The sequence below is a fragment of the Rufibacter aurantiacus genome (genome assembly GCF_017916345.1).
Lineage (GTDB): Bacteria > Bacteroidota > Bacteroidia > Cytophagales > Hymenobacteraceae > Nibribacter > Nibribacter roseolus.
In genome coordinates, this window is the sequence record NZ_JAFMSV010000005.1 from 261,137 (window position 1) to 281,423 (window position 20,287).

13 protein-coding genes are annotated in these 20,287 nt (G+C 53.5%); 2 read left to right on the plus strand and 11 right to left on the minus strand.

Going from position 1 to position 20,287, the window contains the following annotated elements:
• Positions 1-261: 261 nt before the first annotated feature.
• Positions 262-2,670: an endonuclease MutS2 gene (locus J3P34_RS19975; protein ID WP_210490410.1), complete on the plus strand. Its 2,409-nt coding sequence runs from the start codon at positions 262-264 to the stop codon at positions 2,668-2,670.
• A 101-nt stretch (positions 2,671-2,771) separates the two neighbouring features.
• Here the strand turns inward: J3P34_RS19975 and J3P34_RS19980 are convergent, their stop codons facing one another.
• The 3 genes from J3P34_RS19980 to J3P34_RS19990 form a co-directional block, all read right to left on the minus strand.
• The gene (locus J3P34_RS19980; protein ID WP_210490411.1) at positions 2,772-3,305 is read right to left on the minus strand and encodes a hypothetical protein; all 534 of its coding nucleotides are present in this window, start codon (positions 3,303-3,305) and stop codon (positions 2,772-2,774) included.
• An 18-nt stretch (positions 3,306-3,323) separates the two neighbouring features.
• Positions 3,324-4,343: a UDP-N-acetylmuramate dehydrogenase gene (gene murB / locus J3P34_RS19985; RefSeq protein WP_210490412.1), complete on the minus strand. Its 1,020-nt coding sequence runs from the start codon at positions 4,341-4,343 to the stop codon at positions 3,324-3,326.
• A 148-nt stretch (positions 4,344-4,491) separates the two neighbouring features.
• Positions 4,492-5,787, minus strand: a complete 1,296-nt coding sequence (locus J3P34_RS19990) for a sugar MFS transporter (RefSeq protein ID WP_210490413.1) — start codon at positions 5,785-5,787, stop codon at positions 4,492-4,494.
• 233 nt (positions 5,788-6,020) lie between these two features.
• Between J3P34_RS19990 and J3P34_RS19995 the strand changes: the two genes are divergently transcribed.
• Positions 6,021-7,202 (plus strand): THUMP domain-containing class I SAM-dependent RNA methyltransferase, encoded by a 1,182-nt coding sequence (locus tag J3P34_RS19995; protein WP_210464433.1) that lies wholly within the window; start codon positions 6,021-6,023, stop codon positions 7,200-7,202.
• A gap of 148 nt (positions 7,203-7,350) precedes the next feature.
• On the opposite strand, the gene J3P34_RS20000 is transcribed toward J3P34_RS19995, so the two are convergent.
• The 8 genes from J3P34_RS20000 to J3P34_RS20035 form a co-directional block, all read right to left on the minus strand.
• Complete coding sequence (locus J3P34_RS20000) at positions 7,351-8,595, minus strand: serpin family protein (RefSeq protein ID WP_210490414.1); 1,245 nt, start codon at positions 8,593-8,595, stop codon at positions 7,351-7,353.
• 184 nt (positions 8,596-8,779) lie between these two features.
• A complete protein-coding gene (locus tag J3P34_RS20005; RefSeq protein ID WP_210490415.1) occupies positions 8,780-9,601 on the minus strand; it encodes a DUF4349 domain-containing protein in 822 nt (273 codons plus the stop codon).
• A gap of 514 nt (positions 9,602-10,115) precedes the next feature.
• Positions 10,116-11,420: a UDP-N-acetylglucosamine 1-carboxyvinyltransferase gene (gene murA / locus J3P34_RS20010; protein WP_210490416.1), complete on the minus strand. Its 1,305-nt coding sequence runs from the start codon at positions 11,418-11,420 to the stop codon at positions 10,116-10,118.
• A 6-nt stretch (positions 11,421-11,426) separates the two neighbouring features.
• Entirely contained in the window at positions 11,427-12,089 is a 663-nt protein-coding gene (locus J3P34_RS20015) for a DUF4290 domain-containing protein (protein WP_210464438.1), read from the minus strand.
• A 212-nt stretch (positions 12,090-12,301) separates the two neighbouring features.
• Positions 12,302-14,539, minus strand: coding sequence for an ATP-dependent helicase (locus J3P34_RS20020; RefSeq protein ID WP_210490418.1), 2,238 nt, complete (start codon positions 14,537-14,539; stop codon positions 12,302-12,304).
• A 117-nt stretch (positions 14,540-14,656) separates the two neighbouring features.
• The gene (locus tag J3P34_RS20025) at positions 14,657-16,993 is read right to left on the minus strand and encodes a hypothetical protein (protein ID WP_210490419.1); all 2,337 of its coding nucleotides are present in this window, start codon (positions 16,991-16,993) and stop codon (positions 14,657-14,659) included.
• A 150-nt stretch (positions 16,994-17,143) separates the two neighbouring features.
• The gene (locus tag J3P34_RS20030) at positions 17,144-18,286 is read right to left on the minus strand and encodes a DUF4249 domain-containing protein (RefSeq protein ID WP_210490420.1); all 1,143 of its coding nucleotides are present in this window, start codon (positions 18,284-18,286) and stop codon (positions 17,144-17,146) included.
• Positions 18,286-20,238: a TonB-dependent receptor plug domain-containing protein gene (locus tag J3P34_RS20035; protein WP_428480485.1), complete on the minus strand. Its 1,953-nt coding sequence runs from the start codon at positions 20,236-20,238 to the stop codon at positions 18,286-18,288. The genes J3P34_RS20030 and J3P34_RS20035 overlap by 1 nt, the downstream gene beginning before the upstream one ends.
• Positions 20,239-20,287: the final 49 nt, after the last annotated feature.

The window sequence follows — 20,287 nt, forward strand, 5'->3', positions numbered from 1 at the left end:
GAGAGAAAGCAATACACCTTCGTTCGCCCTTGTTGGTGTTATCACCAACAAGCACAATGCCCAATGAAGGGCCAAGGGCAAAGTACTACTTATGTCTTTGTCTTAAAAAATATGTTAAATACGTTTCCCTCTTGTAAATCTTTATACCCACGAGGAACATAGAATGCCCAGACTATGTTCTATAATCCTGACCAATCCCGTATTTAAGTTATTTTTGCAAAAGCGGGCTTGAAACGAAATAAAACTAGAAAAAACAAAGACTTGATATATCCATCAAATTTTGAACAGAAGATAGGCTTCACCCAGATCAGAGAGATGTTGTCTGAGGCCTGTTTAAGCCCATTGGGGCGGAAATTCGTGGAACGGGTTTCTTTCCTGGACCGCTTTGACCTAGTTCAGCGTTTGTTGCAGCAAACCCACGAGTTTGCCAACATCCTGCGCTCCGGCGAGGATTTCCCCTCCAGCTATTATTTTGACGTTACCGAGCACTTGAACCGCGCCGCCTTGGAAGGAGCTTTCCTGGAGGTGCGCGGCGTGTTTGAGGTGAAGATGTCCTTGCGGGCCATCCGTCAGGCTTTGGGCTTCTTCGTGGAGTCTGAGGAAGGCGAGTACCCGGCCCTGAAAGCCCTTACCATTGGGGTAGAAGTAGACCGCCAACTGGTGGCTGCGTTGGAGAAACTGGTTGACGATAACGGCAACGTGAAAGACGATGCCTCGCCGGAACTGCAGCGCGTGAAACGAGACCTGATTGGGCAACAGACCCAACTCCGGAAAACCATCAGCAGTATCCTGCGCCACGCCAAAAACGAAGGCTGGACCCCCGGCGATGCTGAGCCAACCATCCGCGGCGGTCGTCTGGTGATTCCGGTGATTGCCGAGTACAAGCGCCGCATCAAGGGCCTAATCCACGATGAATCGGCTACCGGGCAGACCGTATACCTGGAGCCCGAGAGCGTTTTTGAACTCAACAACGACATCAAAGACCTGGAGAATGCTTACCATCGCGAGCTGATCAGGCTGTTGACGGCCGTTACCAATCAGGTGCGTCACCACTTGCCGGCGCTACGCAAGGCTTACCAGTTCCTGGCGCTCCTGGACTTCATCCGAGCTAAATCGGTGGTTGCGAACAAGCTAGGTGCCATTATGCCGGAATTACACAAGCGCCCGGTGATGAAGTGGAGGAACGCGCGTCACCCCATTTTGCACCTGACCTTGCAGGCGCAAGGCAAGAAAGCCGTGCCTTTGTCGCTGGACCTGGACCAGGAACAGCGCATCCTGCTGATCTCCGGACCTAACGCCGGGGGTAAATCGGTGGCCATGAAAACCGCTGGTTTGTTGCAGTACATGCTGCAGTGCGGTCTGTTGATTCCGGTGGACGAGGGTTCTGAGGCTGGTCTGTTCGGGGATATTTTCCTGGACATGGGCGATGAGCAATCCATTGAGAACGACCTGAGTACCTACAGCTCTCACCTGCAGAACATGAAGCAGTTTGTGCTGCTGGCAGATAAAAAATCCCTGGTCTTGATCGACGAGTTCGGTACCGGGACGGAGCCAGCGCTGGGCGGGGCCATTGCCGAGGCGGTGTTGGGGCAACTGCACCAGCAGAAGGTCTTTGGCGTGATCACCACCCACTACACCAACCTGAAGAACTTCGCGGAGAAAAACGAAGGCATCGTTAACGGAGCCATGCGCTATAACCCCGCAGAGTTGCAGCCGCTGTACCAACTGGAGGTCGGGAAACCGGGTTCTTCCTTTGCGCTGGAGATTGCCCGCAAAATCGGCTTGCCGAAGAACATCATTGACAAAGCCGGCACGCTGGTAGGGAAGGAGAAGATCCGCTACGACAAACTGCTGGAGCAACTGGAGCAGGAGAAAACCGACCTGGAACGCAAAAACGCGGCCGTGGCCAAACATGAGCGCAAACTGCAGAAACAGGTAGATGAGTACACTGCCCTCAAGCAGCACTTGGAGGAAAGCAAGCAGGACATCATCCGGACCGCCAAAGGCCAGGCCAAGCTGCTCCTGAAAGACGCGAACCAGCAGATCGAGAGCACCATTGAGCAGATCAAACGAAGCCAGGCCGACAAGGAACAAACCAAAGCGGCCCGTCAGCAACTGGAGACGTTCAAGGAGACCCTCACGCCCGAGCCGAAGCCGGTCTTCAAACGGAACGGATCGGTGCCAACCGGACCTCTGCAGCCAGGTGAGCGTGTGGCCTTGATCGGGCAGGACTCGGTGGGTGAGCTGTTGGCCATCAAAGGGAAGACGGCGGAAGTGAGCTTCGGCGGACTGAAAACCATTGTGAAGCTGGAGAAACTGGAGCGCCCTGACCCGAACGTTGTGCGCGAGAAAGCCAAGAAGGAAAAGGAACTGGCCACGGCCACCGTGCCTTCCAAAGGACTAGATGTGACCCAACGCATGGCCGATTTCCAATACACGCTTGACGTTCGCGGTCAACGCGCCGAGGAAGCCCTTACCACCGTAATGAACTTCATGGATGACGCCATCATGCTGGGCATGCCTGAGGTGAAAATCATTCACGGACGCGGAAACGGTATTCTCAAGCAGATCATCCGGGATTACGTGCGTACCCTACGCGAAGTAGCCAGCGTAGCCGATGAACACATAGAACGCGGTGGAGACGGGGTTTCCATCATCGTGCTGAAGTAAGATCGTTTTAAGGCTGTTTTCCAGAAAATAGCCTCAAATCAAGTACATACAAAAAGGGCCTGCAGAAACGCGGGCCCTTTTTTATTTCAGGATACTAAGTCTTATAGTTTTGCCAGAGTTTTCAGGAGCATCCGGCCTCTGGCGTTAATGGCTTTGCCGCCCTTGGCCATGTGGTAGTGCACCAATTCCACCACCTCCTGCTTTAGCCAGGGCTGCTGCCGGGCAAGGTCGGTGAGGGACTGCAGGCAGAACACTTTCACAAACTGGTGGTCCAGGTGCCGGAGCCAGTATTGCAGCCGATCCAAGACGGTGGGCACGGCCTCATCAGACCAGGGCAGCAGACCCAGTAAAGAAGGGATGAAAAAGTTGAAAGCGGGGTCCAGGTCAGGTAGGGCCAATCGCTCAAGGATTTCTTCTTGGTAGGGCTTGAACCACCCGGGTTGCTTTTTCGCGACGGCTTCCACCACATGTGCCGCCCGGGCCCGCACACCATATTCAGAGTGGTACAGGCAGGGCCATAGAGCAGCCAGGGTTTCTTCGCCGTTCTGCAGGATGATTTGGGCAACCTCATCGGCACGACCCTTACTGTTGGGTTTGCCTTCGGTCAGGAGCTCCTGGAAATCTGCGGTGGTCATGCGTGCTGGCGGATAGCCTTAGATGATGTTTACCTCGGGGGTGAGCGTGATGCCGAATTTATCCTGCACCGATTGGATGATCTCGTAGGCCAGGTCCTTCACGTCATTGCCGGCCGCGCCGCCGTAATTCACCAGCACCAGCGCCTGGTCTTTGTGCACGCCGTGTTTGCCCAGCACCTTTCCTTTCCAGCCGCATTGCTCAATAAGCCAACCTGCCGGAACCTTCATTATCTCGGGGCTCACCGGGTAACCCGGGATGCCGGGGTACTGCGCTTTCAGCATCTCAAACATGGACAAAGCAATCTCGGGGTTTTTGAAGAAGGAGCCTGCGTTCCCTATCTGGGCCGGATCTGGCAGCTTGCTTCTTCTAATGTGGCACACGGCCTCGCTGATGGCTCTCAGACTCAGTTCCTTCACCTGCTGCTGCGCTAAGGTGTCCTGGATGGCACCATAGGAAGTGTTGAAGGTATGCTCTTTCGTGAGGCGGAGGGTAACTGAGGTGACAATGTACTGGCCTTTGGCTTCTTTCTTGAACACACTCTCGCGGTACCCAAAACCGCATTGCTCCTTGTTGAACGTCACCACGTTGCCGGTAGCCATCTCCAGTGCCTCCAGAGAAACAAAGGTGTCTTTCAGCTCCACACCATAGGCCCCAATGTTCTGCAGGGGAGCGGCGCCCACCGTACCAGGTATCAGCGACAGGTTCTCGATGCCGCCCAGGTCATGCTCTAGCGTGTACAGCACCAGTTCATGCCAGGTCTCACCGCTACCCGAGGTCACCAGCACGTGTTTCCCGTCTTCTTCCGGGGTTTGGGTAATGCCTTTGATGCGGTTCAGGAGAACGGCTGCTTCCACATTCTGGGTGAAAAGCACGTTGCTGCCGCCGCCCAGAATCAGTTTGGGCAACACCTGTACTTCGGAATTCTGGAGGAGTTCCCGCAGTTCATCCACCGAGGCGAACTCGGCCAGCAGGGTGGCTTTGGCATCAATTCCGAAGGTGTTGTAAGGCTGCAGCGAGGCGTCGCGTTCAATTTTCATGGGTGGCAAGTGGAGTGAAAGGGCAAAAGTACGCAACTATACAAAATATTACTCTAAGAGGCTGTAAACAAAAAGCCACCCCGGATAGAGGTGGCTTTCCTGTTTTGAGGCTGATTTCTAAAAATCGGCCTTAAAATTGACCATAAGCTTATCTGGTTCTTATTTTATAACCCAAAGCAGCGAAGTACCAGATGAACAGGTAGCAAGGGACCATCATCCAGTAGGCGCTCTGCGGGTTCAGGACGTCTACCAGAAAACCGTACAGCAGTGGCAGCAATGCGCCCCCGGCAATACCCATGATCAGGAGCGAGGAACCTATTTTGGTAAACCGGCCCAGATCAGCGATGGCCAGCGGGAAGATGGCAGGCCACATCAGCGAGTTCGCCAAACCCAGTAAAGAGATGCTGAGTACCGAGGTATTGCCGTCGGTGAAAATGGCCATCAACGTGAAAATCACCCCTAAAACAGCGCAGATCTGCAGCGCCTTGTGCTGGCTGATGATTTTAGGAATTGCGATGATCCCGATCACATAACCCGTGATCATGGCCCACAAAGTGTAAGTAGTGTATTGCGAGGCATCGGAGAGCGGAACGCCCTGGCTGGCAGCGTAGCTTATGACCGTGTCGCCGGCCATCACTTCCACGCCCACGTAAAGAAACAAACTGATTACCCCGATTACTAAGTGCGGGAACTGGAACACGCTGGTTTTGCCGGTGTTGGCCGCGGCCACCGTCTCGCTTTCCTGGTCGGTATCTACCTCTGGTAGGCCTGAGAAGTAGGTGAAAACTGATAAAAGGACCAGCACCGCCATGATTACCAGGTAAGGCGTGATCACGCGTGAAGCAAGTGCATCTAATTCGGCGGCTTTCTGCGCGGCATCCATCGTGGCCAAGCTGGCTACCAGTTCATCGGCGCCGGCCAGCACAATACTACCCAGGATAAAAGGGGCCGCGGAACCTGCCATCTTGTTGCATATTCCCATGATGCTGATTCTCTTGGCCGCACTTTCGGGTGGCCCGATGATGGAGATATAAGGGTTCACTGCCGCCTGCAGCACCGTTAAACCGGTTCCCTGCACAAACAGACCCAAAAGGAACACCGCGTACGTGCGCGTCATGGCCGCCGGTATAAAGAGCAGCGCTCCCGCTGCAATGATCAGTAGACCCACCGACATGCCTTTTTTGTAGCCGGTTTTCTTCAGAAGCCAGGCCGCCGGCACCCCCATGACCAGGTAAGCGATGTAAAAAGCGAACGCCACCAGGTAAGCCTCAAAGTTGGTCAGTTCACAGGCGATCTTAAGGTAGGGGATTAGGACGGAGTTGAGCCAGGTCACAAACCCGAACACAAAGAACAGTGCCCCAATGATGGCCATAGCCCGGGTGTAGTTTGTTTGGGGGGCTTGTACCTGACTAGGAGAAGAAGCCGAAGACATTATTTTAGACATAGCTACGTTTAGAAGAATTTTCCACGAGTATCAATATTAAGAATTATCTCTGTGCGGTAAACCATCGCAAGCCCGAAAGTTTATGTTTTTTCCGCGTGCCAGGCTCAGAAGACGGTTAATTGTATTCAAAAAGTCAAATAGAGTTAGTCCTTGCGGTAAAAGCTGCGGTTGTCCCTGCTTTTTTTTCGAAATTGCGGCCTCGTAAAACAGACGCATCACTTAACGCTCCGCACATGGCCAAGGCAAAATCATCGGGTAATTTCAATATGACGGCAACTACCCTGGCGGGTCTGGAAGAAGTGCTGGCGCAGGAGCTCCGCGATCTGGGAGCGCAGTACGTGAAACCAGGCGTGCGGGCGGTAACCTTCAGCGGAAACCAATACCTGATGTACCAGGCCAACCTGTGCTGCCGCACTGCTATCAGAATTCTAAAGCCTTTTGCCCAGTTCAAAGCCCGTGACGAGAAAGAGCTGTATTTGAAGGTGCGGGAACTGGACTGGGACAGATACATGAGCCTGAATGATACCTTCGCCATCAACGCGGTGGTATCGCGCTCCACGTTTGAGCACTCGCTGTATGTGTCTCAACTGACCAAAGATGCCATCGTGGATCAATTCCGGGAGAAAACCGGCCGGCGTCCAAACATTGATGTGACTACCCCGGATGTCCGGATCAACCTGCACATGCACGAGAACATCGTGTCCCTGGCCCTGGATTCCTCGGGCGACTCACTGCACCGCCGGGGTTACCGCCAACAGACCAATGTGGCCCCGCTGAACGAGGTACTGGCCGCCGGCATTTTGCTGTTGAGCGGATGGGACAAAAGATCACCGCTGTATGACCCCATGTGTGGTTCCGGGACGTTTCTGGCCGAGGCGGCTATGATTGCCCACAATATAGCGCCGGGCGTGTACCGCCGCGACTACGGCTTCATGCGCTGGCCAGATTATGATGCCGACCTCTACAAACGCGTGTACCAGGATGCCCTCTCCAAAGAAGACCTGGAGGTGGAAGTGGATATCTATGGCTCTGACGTGGACCCCGACTTTGTGGAAGCCGCTTTCCAGAACCTGGAGTATGCTGAGTTGGACCAGTTCGTGCGCATCAAAGAATTAGATTTTAAGGAAGCGGTGAAACCAACAGATAGAGGCATCATTGTCATGAACCCGCCCTACGGCGAACGGATTGGTGACGAAAGCGAGATCAACGGCCTCTACAAAATGATTGGCGACACCCTCAAAGCCAACTTCCAGGATTGGGACGCTGCCATCTTCACCGGTAACCTGGAAGCCGCCAAGCACATCGGGTTAAAGCCATCCCGCCGCATCCCGCTCTACAACGGCCCCATTGAGTGCCGTCTCTTCAAATATGAACTCTACCGCGGCAGCCGCAGAGAGAAAGAAGTGAGTGAGTGAGTGAGTGAGTGAGTGAGTGAGTTGCGGATTAGACTTTGCTTCTTTTAACTGGTAAGTCTCTTATAAAAATACAAACCCCGTTTAAAGGCCATTTTCGGGAAATTGGCCTTTAAACGGGGTTTGTATTTTTAGCTTTCGCCAAAGCGCCTTACTGGGGTTGCATGAGTCTCCCGATGAAGAGGATGGCGTTGGTTGATTTTTCCCGGATAAGGAACACGAACGGTTTGTCAATCATAACAGAAAGCGGGACCGAAGTCACCATAATCCCCACCGAGGTGGCCGCCGCGGCTTCGGTGCCTTCTTCGTTCACTTCCACAAAAGTCTTGTGGTTCACCTCGGAGATACTGAGGTTGCCGGTGGCATTGATCCGGCTGAAATCGGCTTGGTCGCTGAATGCCACGGCCATGCCCAGGTTTTTCAAAGCCTGCTCAAGGTTTTCGCTATATTTCAGCTCCAGCTTGAATTTGGGCATTTTCAGCTCCAGGGAAGAAGTATCTGCCTCGGCTAACCATTGCGTCACATTGGCGTGGGACAACTCCGGCAGAAGGTCCTGTACCGTGCGCTGGCCCGAGGGCACAATCATGGTCATGCTGTATTGACCGTTGCCGTAGGGTAGGTCAATGACTTGTTTAGTCGCATCTCGGTACATGAGGTACTTGCCCTTGCGTAGGGTCATGAACGGGTGCGATACCGTGGCGCCATTCTCTAACTTAAACAGCCTTGGGGCGGTGAGTTGCTTGTCGAACTGGTAAGTCCAGGCTCCCTTGAAGTAAATGGCATTAATGAGGAAGAGCACATGATCTTGCGTCATCTGCTCCACAATGGTTTTGATCTTGCCTTTTGTCTTGTCGTTCACCCAGTTGTTGATCTCGTCTTTAGCGGTGGGTGAGGAGAAGTCCAGCGGCTTCACGGTGGCCTGGAAGTAATTCTGGTTCGTGCTCACAAAAGGCGCCAGCAACTCAAAATGATCGTTCAGCCAAATGGAGTTAGCCGAGGTGAATTCCACTTTCTTGTCCATGCCCACCAACAGCTCAGCCAGGCTCTTGAACGATGCGTTGATCTCCTCGTCTGAAGCATCCCCTAAGCCTAAGGTTTGCTTCATGGCTTCTTTGGTGCCGTTGGCCGCGCCGTTGTAAGTCATGTTAAGGGCCATGCTCAGGCTCAGTGGCGAGATGAACACGTTTTTGCCTTCCTCCAGCTGGCTTATCTGCGCGAAGGATTTGAAGGCGAACTCGTTGGAACCAGCCACGGTTTTGGATTCCTGGACCGTAAGCGGCCGGGTTTTGGGCGTATTGTCTTCCGGGCTAGGATCCTGGCCCTCACAGGCGTTGGTGAGCATCAGCAGGGAGCCTGCTATGGCCAGAAAAGATGTTTTCAGTAAAGTCTTGTTCATGGAGGGTGGGGTTAAGGTAAATGCCGTTGTAAGTTTTAGATCAGGTTATTCAGCAAGATGACCCTTTACCCGGGCAGATAGTTGCATCTACTAAAAGTTAAATTTAACCTGTTCTACATTGTAAAACTAAAAGACCGCTAGTTTATGTTTTGGCGGTCTTTTGCTAGAAACAGGACCTAAACGGCTAGGCCAGATTCCGCTTCCGGAGGAAGATGAAAATGCCGAGCACTACGCACCAAACCGGCCAGATGTAGAACAAACCCACAATCAGCGAGAGCCATAGTTGCCAGCCCGTGTTCATGGCCTCCACAAGTCTGGTCACAAAGCTTGGCTCCACGGCTACCGGCACAGGAATCACCTGGTACATGGCAAGCTTGATGGTGCTGTATGAAGTCTGGTTCTGCAGGTAACGCAGGCGGGCCTCGGTGCTTTCAATCTCTTCGCGTACAAGCTGTATCTCACGCTCCACCTCCAGGATCTGCTTTATGTTTTTGGCTTCCTTCAACAAGCCCATGAACCGCTGCTCCACCGCCAACTTCGCTTTCTTACGGGCTTCTAGATCCACGTACTCCATGCCTACATCCTCAGTGGTGATGGTGCGCTCATCTATCACCACGCTCTCTTTCTGCAGCTGCCGCAATAGCGGTTTAAAGTTCTCGGGTTTCACCCGAATGACGAACTCCGTCGTTTTGGCGTCATCGCTCTGGTGTTGGGTGGTGTTGGCGAGCGTGGCATCCATTTCATCTACCTTAGCCTCCACCCGCTGCGTACTAGCTGATAGGTCCTGCACCTGGAACTTCACTTCGGCCTGCCGGATCACGTGGTCCTGGGTTTTAGACTTTGCCTTGTCTTTGGCTGCGTTGTCTGTCACCGGAGTACTTTCTGTGGTCGCCTGCTGCGCAGAATCCTCCATGACCGAGGCAGACTCTTTGGCCGCGCACCCGCTGAACAGCACGGAACCTGCAATTAAAAAGGGAAGAGAGAGGAGGGAGAGGTTGGTTTTCATAGGTTTCATTCGCTTAGGTTTCACCTTAATCCTATCTGACTCAAAAAGGTAACCCGCAAAAACAGGACAATATAAAGACCAACTTAAGCGTTTGCCGAACATTTTTAGCCAGCTGGAATTCATGTGAATTCGGAAGCAGTAGGCTGTTTTAAGCCTGTTTTGGAGGAAATATGCCTAAAATAGGAATTGGGAAATTGTGCTAAAAATATTGAATATCGTTTTGGAAAGGGGCAAAAGTTAAGCCTACTTCCACCCAAGAAGGAAGTATAGGATAATGTGGAAGTGAGTACTGCAATCTTTTAGATCTGAAAAGACGCCTATTATTAGTATAAGTGGCTCAAAGTAGATTCCCCTCCTCGGAGGGGTAGGGGTGTGGGTTATTCAGCTTACGAGCTTTACAAGCTATCCTTGAGCAAATAACTCCACAACCAAAAAACCCATAAAGCAGAAAAGGAACCTGTTTTAGGCTCCTTTTCTGCTTTATGGGTTATAAACGGACAACTCCGCTTAAGAACTAGATACGGTTGATTTGTGCGCCCAGGGCGTTCAGACGGCCGTCAATGTTCTGGTAGCCGCGGTCGATCTGCTCAATGTTGTGGATCACGCTGCGGCCTTCGGCGGAAAGCGCGGCGATGAGCAGGGCTACCCCGGCTCTGATATCAGGCGAAGTCATAGAGATACCGCGCAGGGATACTTGTCTGTTATGGCCAATCACGGTGGCACGGTGCGGATCGCAGAGAATAATCTGCGCGCCCATGTCAATGAGTTTGTCTACGAAGAACAGGCGGCTCTCAAACATCTTCTGGTGAATGAGCACGGTTCCTTTGGCTTGGGTAGCCACCACCAGCGCGATGCTAAGCAAATCTGGAGTGAAACCTGGCCAAGTGTGGTCAGAAACCGTCAGAATGCTGCCGTCAATGTAGGTATCAATCTCGTAATGGTCCTGCGCCGGGATGTAGATATCATCGCCGTGAAATTCCATCTTGATGCCCAACCGGCGGAAGGTATCCGGGATTAAGCCCAGCTCACGGATCTGCGCGTCTTTGATGGTGATCTCAGAACCGGTCATCCCGGCCAGGCCGATGAAAGATCCGATCTCGATCATGTCTGGGAGCATGCGGTGCTCGGTGCCGCCCAGTTTCTCCACGCCCTCAATAATGAGCAGGTTAGACCCGATGCCGCTGATCTTGGCACCCATGCGGTTCAGCATTTTGCAAAGCTGCTGCAGGTAAGGCTCACAGGCGGCGTTATAGATGGTTGTGATACCCTCTGCTAAAACGGCGGCCATTACAATGTTGGCGGTTCCGGTCACCGAGGCTTCGTCCAGCAGCATGTAGGTGCCTTTCAGGTTTTTGCCTTCCAGGTGGTAGAAGCTGTCATTGGCATCGTAGGTGAACTTGGCACCTAATTTCTCAAATGCCAGGAAATGCGTGTCCAACCTGCGGCGACCGATTTTATCCCCGCCCGGTTTAGGCAGTTTGGCTACTCCGTAACGGGCCAGCATAGGACCCAGGATCATCACCGATCCACGGATGGCGCGGGCCTGCTCAATGAATTTATCGGTGGTAAGATAATCAAGGATAACGTCTGCGGCCGTGAAGATATAGGTGTCTGGCGCAGTCTGCTCCACCTGAACGCCCATGTCCCTTAAAAGCTCAATCAGCTTGTTTACATCCCTGATGTTGGGAATATTGGAGATAATAACCGGCTCAGCGGTTAAAAGCACAGCGCACAGAATCTGCAACGCCTCGTTCTTTGCTCCCTGTGGGATAATCTCGCCGTGTAGAGTACGGCCGCCTATTACTTCAAAAGAAGCCATGCGTTCTTATTTATTCTTACTTCTGTTCTGATTCTGATTCTTGTTCTGGTTGTTGTTCTTGTACTTCTGGTTGTTGTTCTGGTAGTTGTTACCCGGGCCTTGCGGCGCCTTTACGGTACTTTCAAACAGATTTCCTTTTTCCAGGAGCGAAGGATCCAGATCCAGTTCGCCTTTAGACAGGTCGCGGAGGTTCTCCAGGATCACCTCATCGGTCACGCTGTCTTTGTTATAGGTGCGGTACAGCACCTTCATTAATTTCCCGATGGAGACGATGGCGGCCTCGCGCTCCTGCGGATCGCTGATTTGCTTGGCTTTGTCAATGAGGCGCTCCAGGTTGGTGCCGTAGTGCTTGAACCTGGGGTTCTGCACTGGATAATCTACCCGTTGCGGCTTGTCATTGAGGTATTCCATGGCGCTCAGGGTAAAGGGCGCGTCCACGTCCAGCTTGCCGTCAGACATCACGTAGAGGTGGTTCCAGAGCGTCTGCTGGGCATCCTGAATGTCCTTTACGTTAGGGTTCAGCCGACCCATAAGGTTCACGAGCAATTGTGCCAACTGCGTACGTTTGCCCCGGTCTTCTACCGTGAGGATGTACTGAACAATGTTCTGCACGTTGCGGCCGTACTCCCGCAGCAAGAGCTCTTGTTTAAATGTGGAACTGGCTACCATGTAATGGAATGTGTTGCAAAGTCAAAATTAGGAAAATTAGTTGTTCGTTGTTAGTTATTCGTGATTAGTGTTTGCAAGGCCGCAATAGGTAGTTTCAAAGGCTATGGAAATGAAGTAGTTATCATGCTGTTTTGGCTCTGTTTTCCTGAAACGGAGCCAAAACAGCATGATAACCTTACAAAGACTAATAACTAAAAACGAATCACTAACAACTACGCATGTATGCGCAGCTTGGCAAAGCTCAGGAGCAGGGTTTTCTCACCCACGCCTTCAAACTCAATGATGGCTTTATTGGAATTGCCCTGGGTGTCCATCTTGGTGACGGTCCCGAACCCGAATTTAGGGTGCTCTACGCGCATGCCGGCCGTTAGGTTGGAAGTATCGCTAGGCGTGAAGTCGGCGGGCGGATTGTAGGACGGGGCCGCAGCCGGTTTCTTGGCCGGGGAAATCAGCTGGGCCGCCGGCGTTTTGCGCTGCAGTACTTTCTCAAACGGACCGCGCTCATCGCCAAACTTGAAGTTGAGGAACGTTGGGTCAATCTCGTCAATGAACCGGCTTTTCTCGGCGGCCCGCAGGTTCCCCCACTGGTAGCGGCTGGTGGCGTAGGAGAGGGTCAGCTTTTTCTCGGCGCGGGTGATGGCCACGTAAAACAGACGGCGTTCCTCCTCCAGATCGGCGCGGGACTGCAGCATCATCTGGCTCGGGAACAGGTTTTCCTCCATGCCCACGATGAACACGTTCCTAAACTCCAGACCTTTGGCCGAGTGGATGGTCATCATGGTCACGTACTCGCCTTCTTCTTCTTTTTTGGTATCGGTATCAGTGAGCAGGGCGATGTCCTGCAGGAACAGGGCCAGGGAGTTGTCTTCTTTCTCGGGATCATCCACGAACTCCTTGATCGCGTTCAGCAGTTCCTGAATGTTCTCGTAGCGGGCCAAACCTTCCACCGATTTATCGGCGTACAGGTCATCTACCAGCCCCGAGTGCTTAGCGATATACGTGGCCGCCTCAAAGGCATCTTTCTCCTGGGCAATGACCGCGAAGCTCTTGATCTTGGTGGCAAAATCAGTAATGGCCTGGCCTGCTCTGCCGCCTACCAACTGGCTCGCGTGGCTCACCACTTCCCAGATGCTGTGGTTGGTCTCGTTGGCCGTGACAATCAGTTTCTCTATGGTGGTATCGCCAATGCCGCGTTTGGGATAGTTGATCACGCGGCGCAGGGCCTGCTCATCATTATGGTTGATGGCCAGACGCAGGTACGAGATCAAGTCCTTGATTTCCTTGCGCTGGTAGAACGACAGACCACCCACAATGCGGTATTTGATGTTCATCTTGCGCAGGGCCTCTTCCATGGCCCGGGACTGGGCGTTGGTTCTGTAAAGGATGGCGAAGTCCTCGTAGGAGAGGTGTTGGTTCATCTTCTCCTCAAAGATGGCGTGGGCCACCAGTTTGCCTTCCTCGTTGTCTGAGCTGGCCTTGATCACGTCAATCAGCTGACCTTCCTCATTTTCAGAGAACACGCTCTTGCGCAGCTGCGCCTTGTTGTTCTTGATCACAGAGTTAGCCGCCTTCACGATGTGCTGGGTAGAGCGGTAGTTCTGCTCCAGTTTGAACACTTCTAGCTCTGGGTAATCGCGCTCAAAGTTGAGGATGTTCTGGATATCCGCGCCGCGGAAGGCATAGATACTCTGGGCATCATCACCCACCACGCAGATGTTACGGTCCTTGGCCGAGAGCTTGCGGGTAATCAGGTACTGGCTATAGTTCGTATCCTGGTACTCATCCACCATCACGTATTTGAAGATGTGCTGGTATTTGTTCAGAACATCCACGTGGTCGCGGAAGAGCACGTTGGTGTTGAAGAGCAGATCGTCAAAGTCCATGGCGCCGGCCTTGAAGCAGCGTTCGGCGTAGGTTTTGAAGATCTGACCTATTTTGGGGCGCAGCGCGGCCTCGTCATCCGCCTGGATGGCCGGGTCTCTGAGGTACTGGGCCACGGAGATCAGTTTGTTTTTGGCCGCGGAGATACGCCCCAGCACCATGTTGGGCTTGTAGAGCTTATCGTCCAGGTTCATCTCCTTCACTATGTTCCGGATGAGCGTCTTGGAGTCATCGGAGTCATAGATGGTGAAGTGGCTGGGATAGCCTATTTTCTGGGCTTCGGCCCGCAGGATGCGCGAGAAAACCGAGTGGAAGGTTCCCATCCAAAGGTTCTTGGCCTCAGGGCCCACCACTTTCTCAATCCGGCCCCGCATCTCTTTGGCGGCCTTGTTGGTAAAGGTGAGGGAGAGAATGTTGAACGGGTCCACGCCTTTCTCCAGCAAATGCGCGATGCGGTAGGTAAGTACCCGGGTCTTGCCCGAGCCCGCACCCGCTATAATCATACAAGGGCCCTCGGTATTTAAAACAGCGGCTCGCTGTGACTCATTCAGGAGTTTCAGGTAATCCATGCTCACAATTATTCTTTCTTCAGGGAGAACACAAAATTACGGAATAAAGTCGCATTTCCTGACCTCGTTTTGAGGCTGGTTTCTGAATATCTTGCCCAAAACGGCTGCGCCGATTCTCTACAAAGGTTTCTTCACCTCAAACGTTACCATCTTGCTGCCGGGCAATCCGTCTTTGGTGAGGCCCTGTACCACCACGGTATAGGTGCCCGCCTGGTCACCGGTGTAGAAACTGGCGGAGGTTTTGCCGGAGGCATCGGTGGTTAGGTCCGGGGACCAGAACAGGAGGGAGCGCCAGTCTGGCAGGCGGCTGAGTTTCTGCTCCTCGGTGTCATAAGTAGGGGCGTAGAACTCGCGCTGCAGTTGCAGGCCCTCGTACTCCTGCAGCAGGGCACGGGTATCCAGCGGAAAACCGGCCAGGTCGCCTTTGTAGGTGGTATAACTCACCACGCCGCTGGACACCAGCGAGCCGTTGTAGTATTTGCCCGTCATCACCTCCAGTTTCCGGATCTTGAGCGGATCAAAGGCCATGATCTGGTCTATGTCGAAGACCGGAACGCCGTCCAGCAGTACCAGCGGGTCTTCCTGGAAAAAGCGGTCATTGGGCAGATCCATCACTAGAAAGTGGAACCCGTTGCGGCGCTTGCGCACCATCACGCCGGGCACGTACTCCCGCATCACCTCCTCCAGCACTTTGAAGCGCGTGAAGTCATCCAGCAGGAATTGCTGGTCTGGTTTGCCGTAGAAGGAAATGCTGTCAATGCCAGGGGCCCTGAACCGGTTCAGGTTTCGCTCGAAGTAAATATTCTGGGCTTGTACATCGTGGTGGCGCCGCAGGATGGCTTCTTCCAGGTTCTCGCTCAAGTCAAAGTTGGGCAGATTGTTTTCTGCGTGTTTTTCAGAAAACGGGTTCAAAAGCTGGAAATGGTAGGTGCTGTCTTTGAGCCAGTTGGTCTGCACCACCACTTCCTTGGGCCCGAAAAAGTCCTTAGCCTCAAACAATACGGAGCCGTCCTGGGCGCTGATACTGCTGTAGAACCGCACGTTTCGGCCCGGCGCCGCCAGGTAGGTTCTGATGTCCTTGGCTGGTGCGCCAGTGACGCTATGGGTGACTTTGCCCCGGATCAGGTGCCCGCCGAATTCCGGCACAAACGCGTAAGTGGCAGCTTTAGGATTCAGCACCTCGTCCCAGGTAAAGCGGCTCCAGCCGTGCGTGAGCATCAGGTTGTCCAGGGCTTCCTCGGCCTGCGGGCCGTTTTCTGTGAAATAGGCCGCCGGGTTCTCCACCGTGCCTTTCAGATCGGAGGTCAGGTAGAGGTAGGCTTTGATATCGGCAGGGTCAGTGGCCTGCAGGCGGTCATTCCGGAAGACGGCCAGGGAGAGGTTGGCTTCCGTTGGCTTTCCGGACGTGGTCTTGGTAAGTAAATCCAGCGTGACTTTCTCGCGCGGTCCGAACTGGTTTTTGCCCAACGCGGTTTCAATCTCAAGGCCTTTGGTGGGGCGAGTAAAGAAAAGGCGCTCAGCTACGGGTTTCTGCTGGCCGTTAAACAGGGTAAAATGCGTGATGCCAGCGGCCATCGAATCTTTCACCACCGAAAAAGAAGCCTTGCCGTTCTGCAGGGTGGCCGTGGCGGCTACCGCAACTGTTCCGCGCGTGTGGCCCAACAGATATAACTGTTCAGCCTCTGGTTGGGTGCTTTGGGCGGTGATCTGCAGCTGGCCCAGTCTGCTTTCCTCTACCCGTAGTGTATAGCCCTGTTCCTGCACTTGCGGCAATTTCTGCCGGATTGTTTTCCCGCCGGCAAACCTCACCACGGCTGTGTATTCCCCGGCGTCCGAGGGCGTGAAGCTGAAGTTGCCTATCCCGAACCGGCCGGGCTGGAAACTGGCGACTACTTTCCCGGCTTGGTCCAGCACCTCGCCCTGGCAGGCAGCGCCTTTGCCGGTTTTGCTGTTGGTGGCTTTGAACGCTACTTTGCCCGGCAGGCCCTGCACCAGGTTCCCGCCCTCGGGGAAAAACTGGATGGCGTAGGCAGCGGTGTCCGAGGCGGTTTTCAGGCCCAGCGGCTGGAAGGTGTTAATGATGGTGACGGGCTGCTGGAAATAAAAGGCCGGGCTGAAGTTCTTCATCCAGTTGGTATAGGCCCGCACGGTGTAATGGCCTGCCTCCAGCGTAACCGGCAACACAAATGATCCGCTGCCGGCGCCTTCCCTCAGGGCGATTTTGCCCTGCAGCACCGGCTTATGGGCATTATCAAGCACTTCCACGTAGGCCACTTTGCCCAGGTCCAGCGGCTGGTGCCGCATGCCCTCTACGTTGTATACCTTGAACCATATGGTTTCGCCTGCGGCGTAGGCAGGCCGGTCCAGGTGCAGGAAGATCTTTTCCTGGAAGGATTTTCTGCCGTGTTCCTGAAACTCGGCGACCAGGCTGGGAAAAGATCGAGTTTGGGCCATGCCCTGACTTGCCGAGAGGCCCAGCAGCCCCAGGGACAAAAGGAGTTTATAGCCGGTTATCTTAAAAGGGTTGCTAAAACAGTTTTTCTTAGATCTGCCGCCCGGCAAAGGTTGTGTATGTTCCATTTGTGATTTCATGCTGACCATCCTTTATTCCCAATAAGCAGGTTTAGTGGTGGTGCCCAGAACACGGCAGTCTACGCACGGTTTAGAAGCTCCCGCATACCCGATCAATGACATGTTGTTGGAGTATATGCGATCAATGGGAACATTGGAACCACTAGAGAAATACTCAGCTTCTTTGCCCACTAGAACGGTATCAAAGGTACAATAGGGACTGGGGGAGCGCCACTTGCCGGGCAACTCCGCATTGGTGACAAAAATCCTTTGCTCCGTGACAGAGGAGATGCTTATAAACCCAATGACAGGTTCTGATGGCGTAGTAAGACACTGGATGTTGCCGGTAAGCTGAGTAGGGAGCGGATCAAACAGGGAGCCCAAACTCTCGGTGTTTTTCTTAAGGGCTTCCCAGTACTCATAAGATTCTTTTGTCTGGGCGTACTGCTTTACCAGTATGCTGTATTTCCGGTCCAGCTTGTCAGAGTTGGCGGGTACCTTCACCAAAAGAAAGTTACTTACCACATCCTGGCTAAGTTTTACTGTATTGCTGATCTGGATGCTGGTGGAGTTATTAAAGCGATAACAAAGATTGATCATTTTATCGGGCGTGCGGTCAATGAACTCTTTGTTGACGTATTCAATCACCGAGTGGAAGAAAGCCTGGTACTCCCAGGTTTCTTCGTATTCCCAACGGTAGTAGCGGGTGCTGTTCTGCGCATCATGGGTACTCACCTTGATCTGCAAACCGTCTGAGGCAGCCTCCCAGGTCACGGCGTCAATGGCAGGGGTCATTTGTACCACTACATAGTCAGAGGCGTATTCTTTTCCGGCGGCTTTAATGTAAAGCCGGAACTTCCTGGCCGGGTTCAGGTTTAAGGTGCTGCTGGAATAAGTGCCGGCGGCGGTTTCAAGCAGAGGGAATTTCTCACCGTTTTCTTCTTCCACTGCCACCGTAGCATTGGTCACCTTGAGGGGAGCGCTGGATTCAGACAAGTTCTGGGTGCGCGAAAGTTGGATGGTGGTGGGGCCGTTGCTGTTGATAAAGCCGCTTACCACCAATAAGTTATTGGAGCTTTCCAGCACCTCGGGGGTGTAAGGTTCCTCGCAGCCTGCCAGGAAAAGGAGGCAAAGCAGGTAAAAAGCTGTTTTGAGTCTGATTTTATGAAAACGCATTAGAATCTGAAGTTATAGGTAATGGTGGGGATGGGCTGCCCGAAGATGGAGAGTTTGTAGCCTTTGATCTTTCCGTTGTCTGACCGGAAGTATACCGAGTAAGGGTTCTTGCGGCCGGTGAGGTTGTACACGGCCAAAGTCCAGGAGCTGTGGGCCAGTTTCTTCACCTTGTGGTTCCCCTCAATGTTCATCGCGAAATCCACGCGGTAATAGTCCGGCACGCGGTACTGGTTGCGGTCTGAGTAGAAGATGCGTTGTACGTTGCCATCAGTATACTTGGCGATGGGCAGGGTGATGGGTCGGCCGGTGCTATAAGTGAAGTTCAATGAGGTGCTGAACCGCTGGCTGAATCGGTAATTGCTGATAAGCGTGACATCATGGGGTTTGTCAAAGTTGCTGGGGTACCACTTGCCCTGGTTGATGATCTCAGACACCTGCGGGTTGTTCAGGCGCACCAGCGTACGCGAGTAGGTGTAGCTCACCCAGCCATTAAGCTTGCCGGTAAGTTTCTTCAGCATGACTTCCACACCGTAGGCTTTGCCCTCGGCATTGGCCACATCGGTCTCAATGTGGTGGTTGAGGATGATGGTGGCCCCGTTGCGGTAATCCAGGAAGTCCTTCATCTTTTTGTAGTAACCTTCCACGGAGAACTCCACGGTGTTAGCCCTGAAGTTCTGGTAATAGCCCAGTGAGATTTGGTCGCCCACCTGCGGCCTTACGTTGGCATCACTCAGTTTCCAGGTATCGGTGGGGGACATGGTGGCCGTGTTGGAGAGCATGTGGATGTACTGGCGCATGCGGTTGAAGCTCATCTTCACCGAGGAATGGTCCGTAAGCCCAAACCTGGCAGAGATCCGGTACTCAGGGCCGTGATAGGTGGCCAGGGACTGACCCGACTTGTAGGCAAGGGTGTCCAGGATGGTGCTTTCCGTTTTGGGCACGTTAGGCGCGTAAAGGTAAGTTTCCCGTGGCCCCAAGGCGTTGAACATGGAATACCGAAGGCCTAAGTAAACCGAGAACCGGGGGGAGATATCGATCTGGTCAGAAACGTAAACGGCGCTCTCCAGCGCTTTCTCCCGCTGCAGCACATCAGGGATGATGAGAGATTCGGAGCCCACCGGCTTGAGGCTGCCCGGCGACACGTTGTAGAGGATGGAACTGGCCCCGAAATCCACGGTGTGTTTGCCATTCAGGAAGTAGTTGAAATCGGCCTGGAGGTTCACCTGGTTCATGTTGAAAGACATTTCTGAGGCGTTTACCGGGTTGTTTTCGGCATTTACCCCGTAACCATAGTAGCTGTAGGCGCCAGTTAGCACACTGTAGAGTTTGTTGTGGAAGATATGCTTCCATTTCACGCTGGCGTTCCGGTTGGTAAAGTTGTACAGCGAATCGCTGCCCAACCTGAACTTGTCTTTACTGAAGTACCCGGATAGATACAGGGTGTTCTTGCTGTCGAACTCGTGGCTGATCTGGGCGTTGAGGTCGTAGAAGGAGGCCGAGCTTTTCTTGAATGTCTCCTGCGGCAGTTTCTTCAGAAGCCAGTCTGAATACGTGCTGCGGCCCGCCACCAGGAACGAGGTTTTGTCTTTGTTAATGGGGCCTTCCAAGGTCAGGCGGCTGGTGAGCAATCCGATGCCGCCGGAACCAGCCAGCTTTTTCTTGTTCCCGTCGCGGGTAGTCACTTCCAGCACTGAGGAAAGGCGGCCGCCGTACCGGGCAGGGATATTGCTTTTGTGCAGTTCCACCGCCTTCACGATATCGGGGTTGAAGGCCGAGAAGAAGCCGAACAAGTGCGAGGGGTTGTAGACGGTGGCATCGTTGAAGAGGATGAGGTTCTGATCGGTGGAGCCGCCACGCACGTTCATGCCGGTACTGCCTTCGCCCACCGATTTTACCCCCGGCAGCGTGAGTACCACCCGCAGGATATCGGTCTCCCCGAAGGCGGTGGGCACCTGCTTGATCGCCCGCATATCCAGGCGCTCCATGCCCATCTGCATGCCG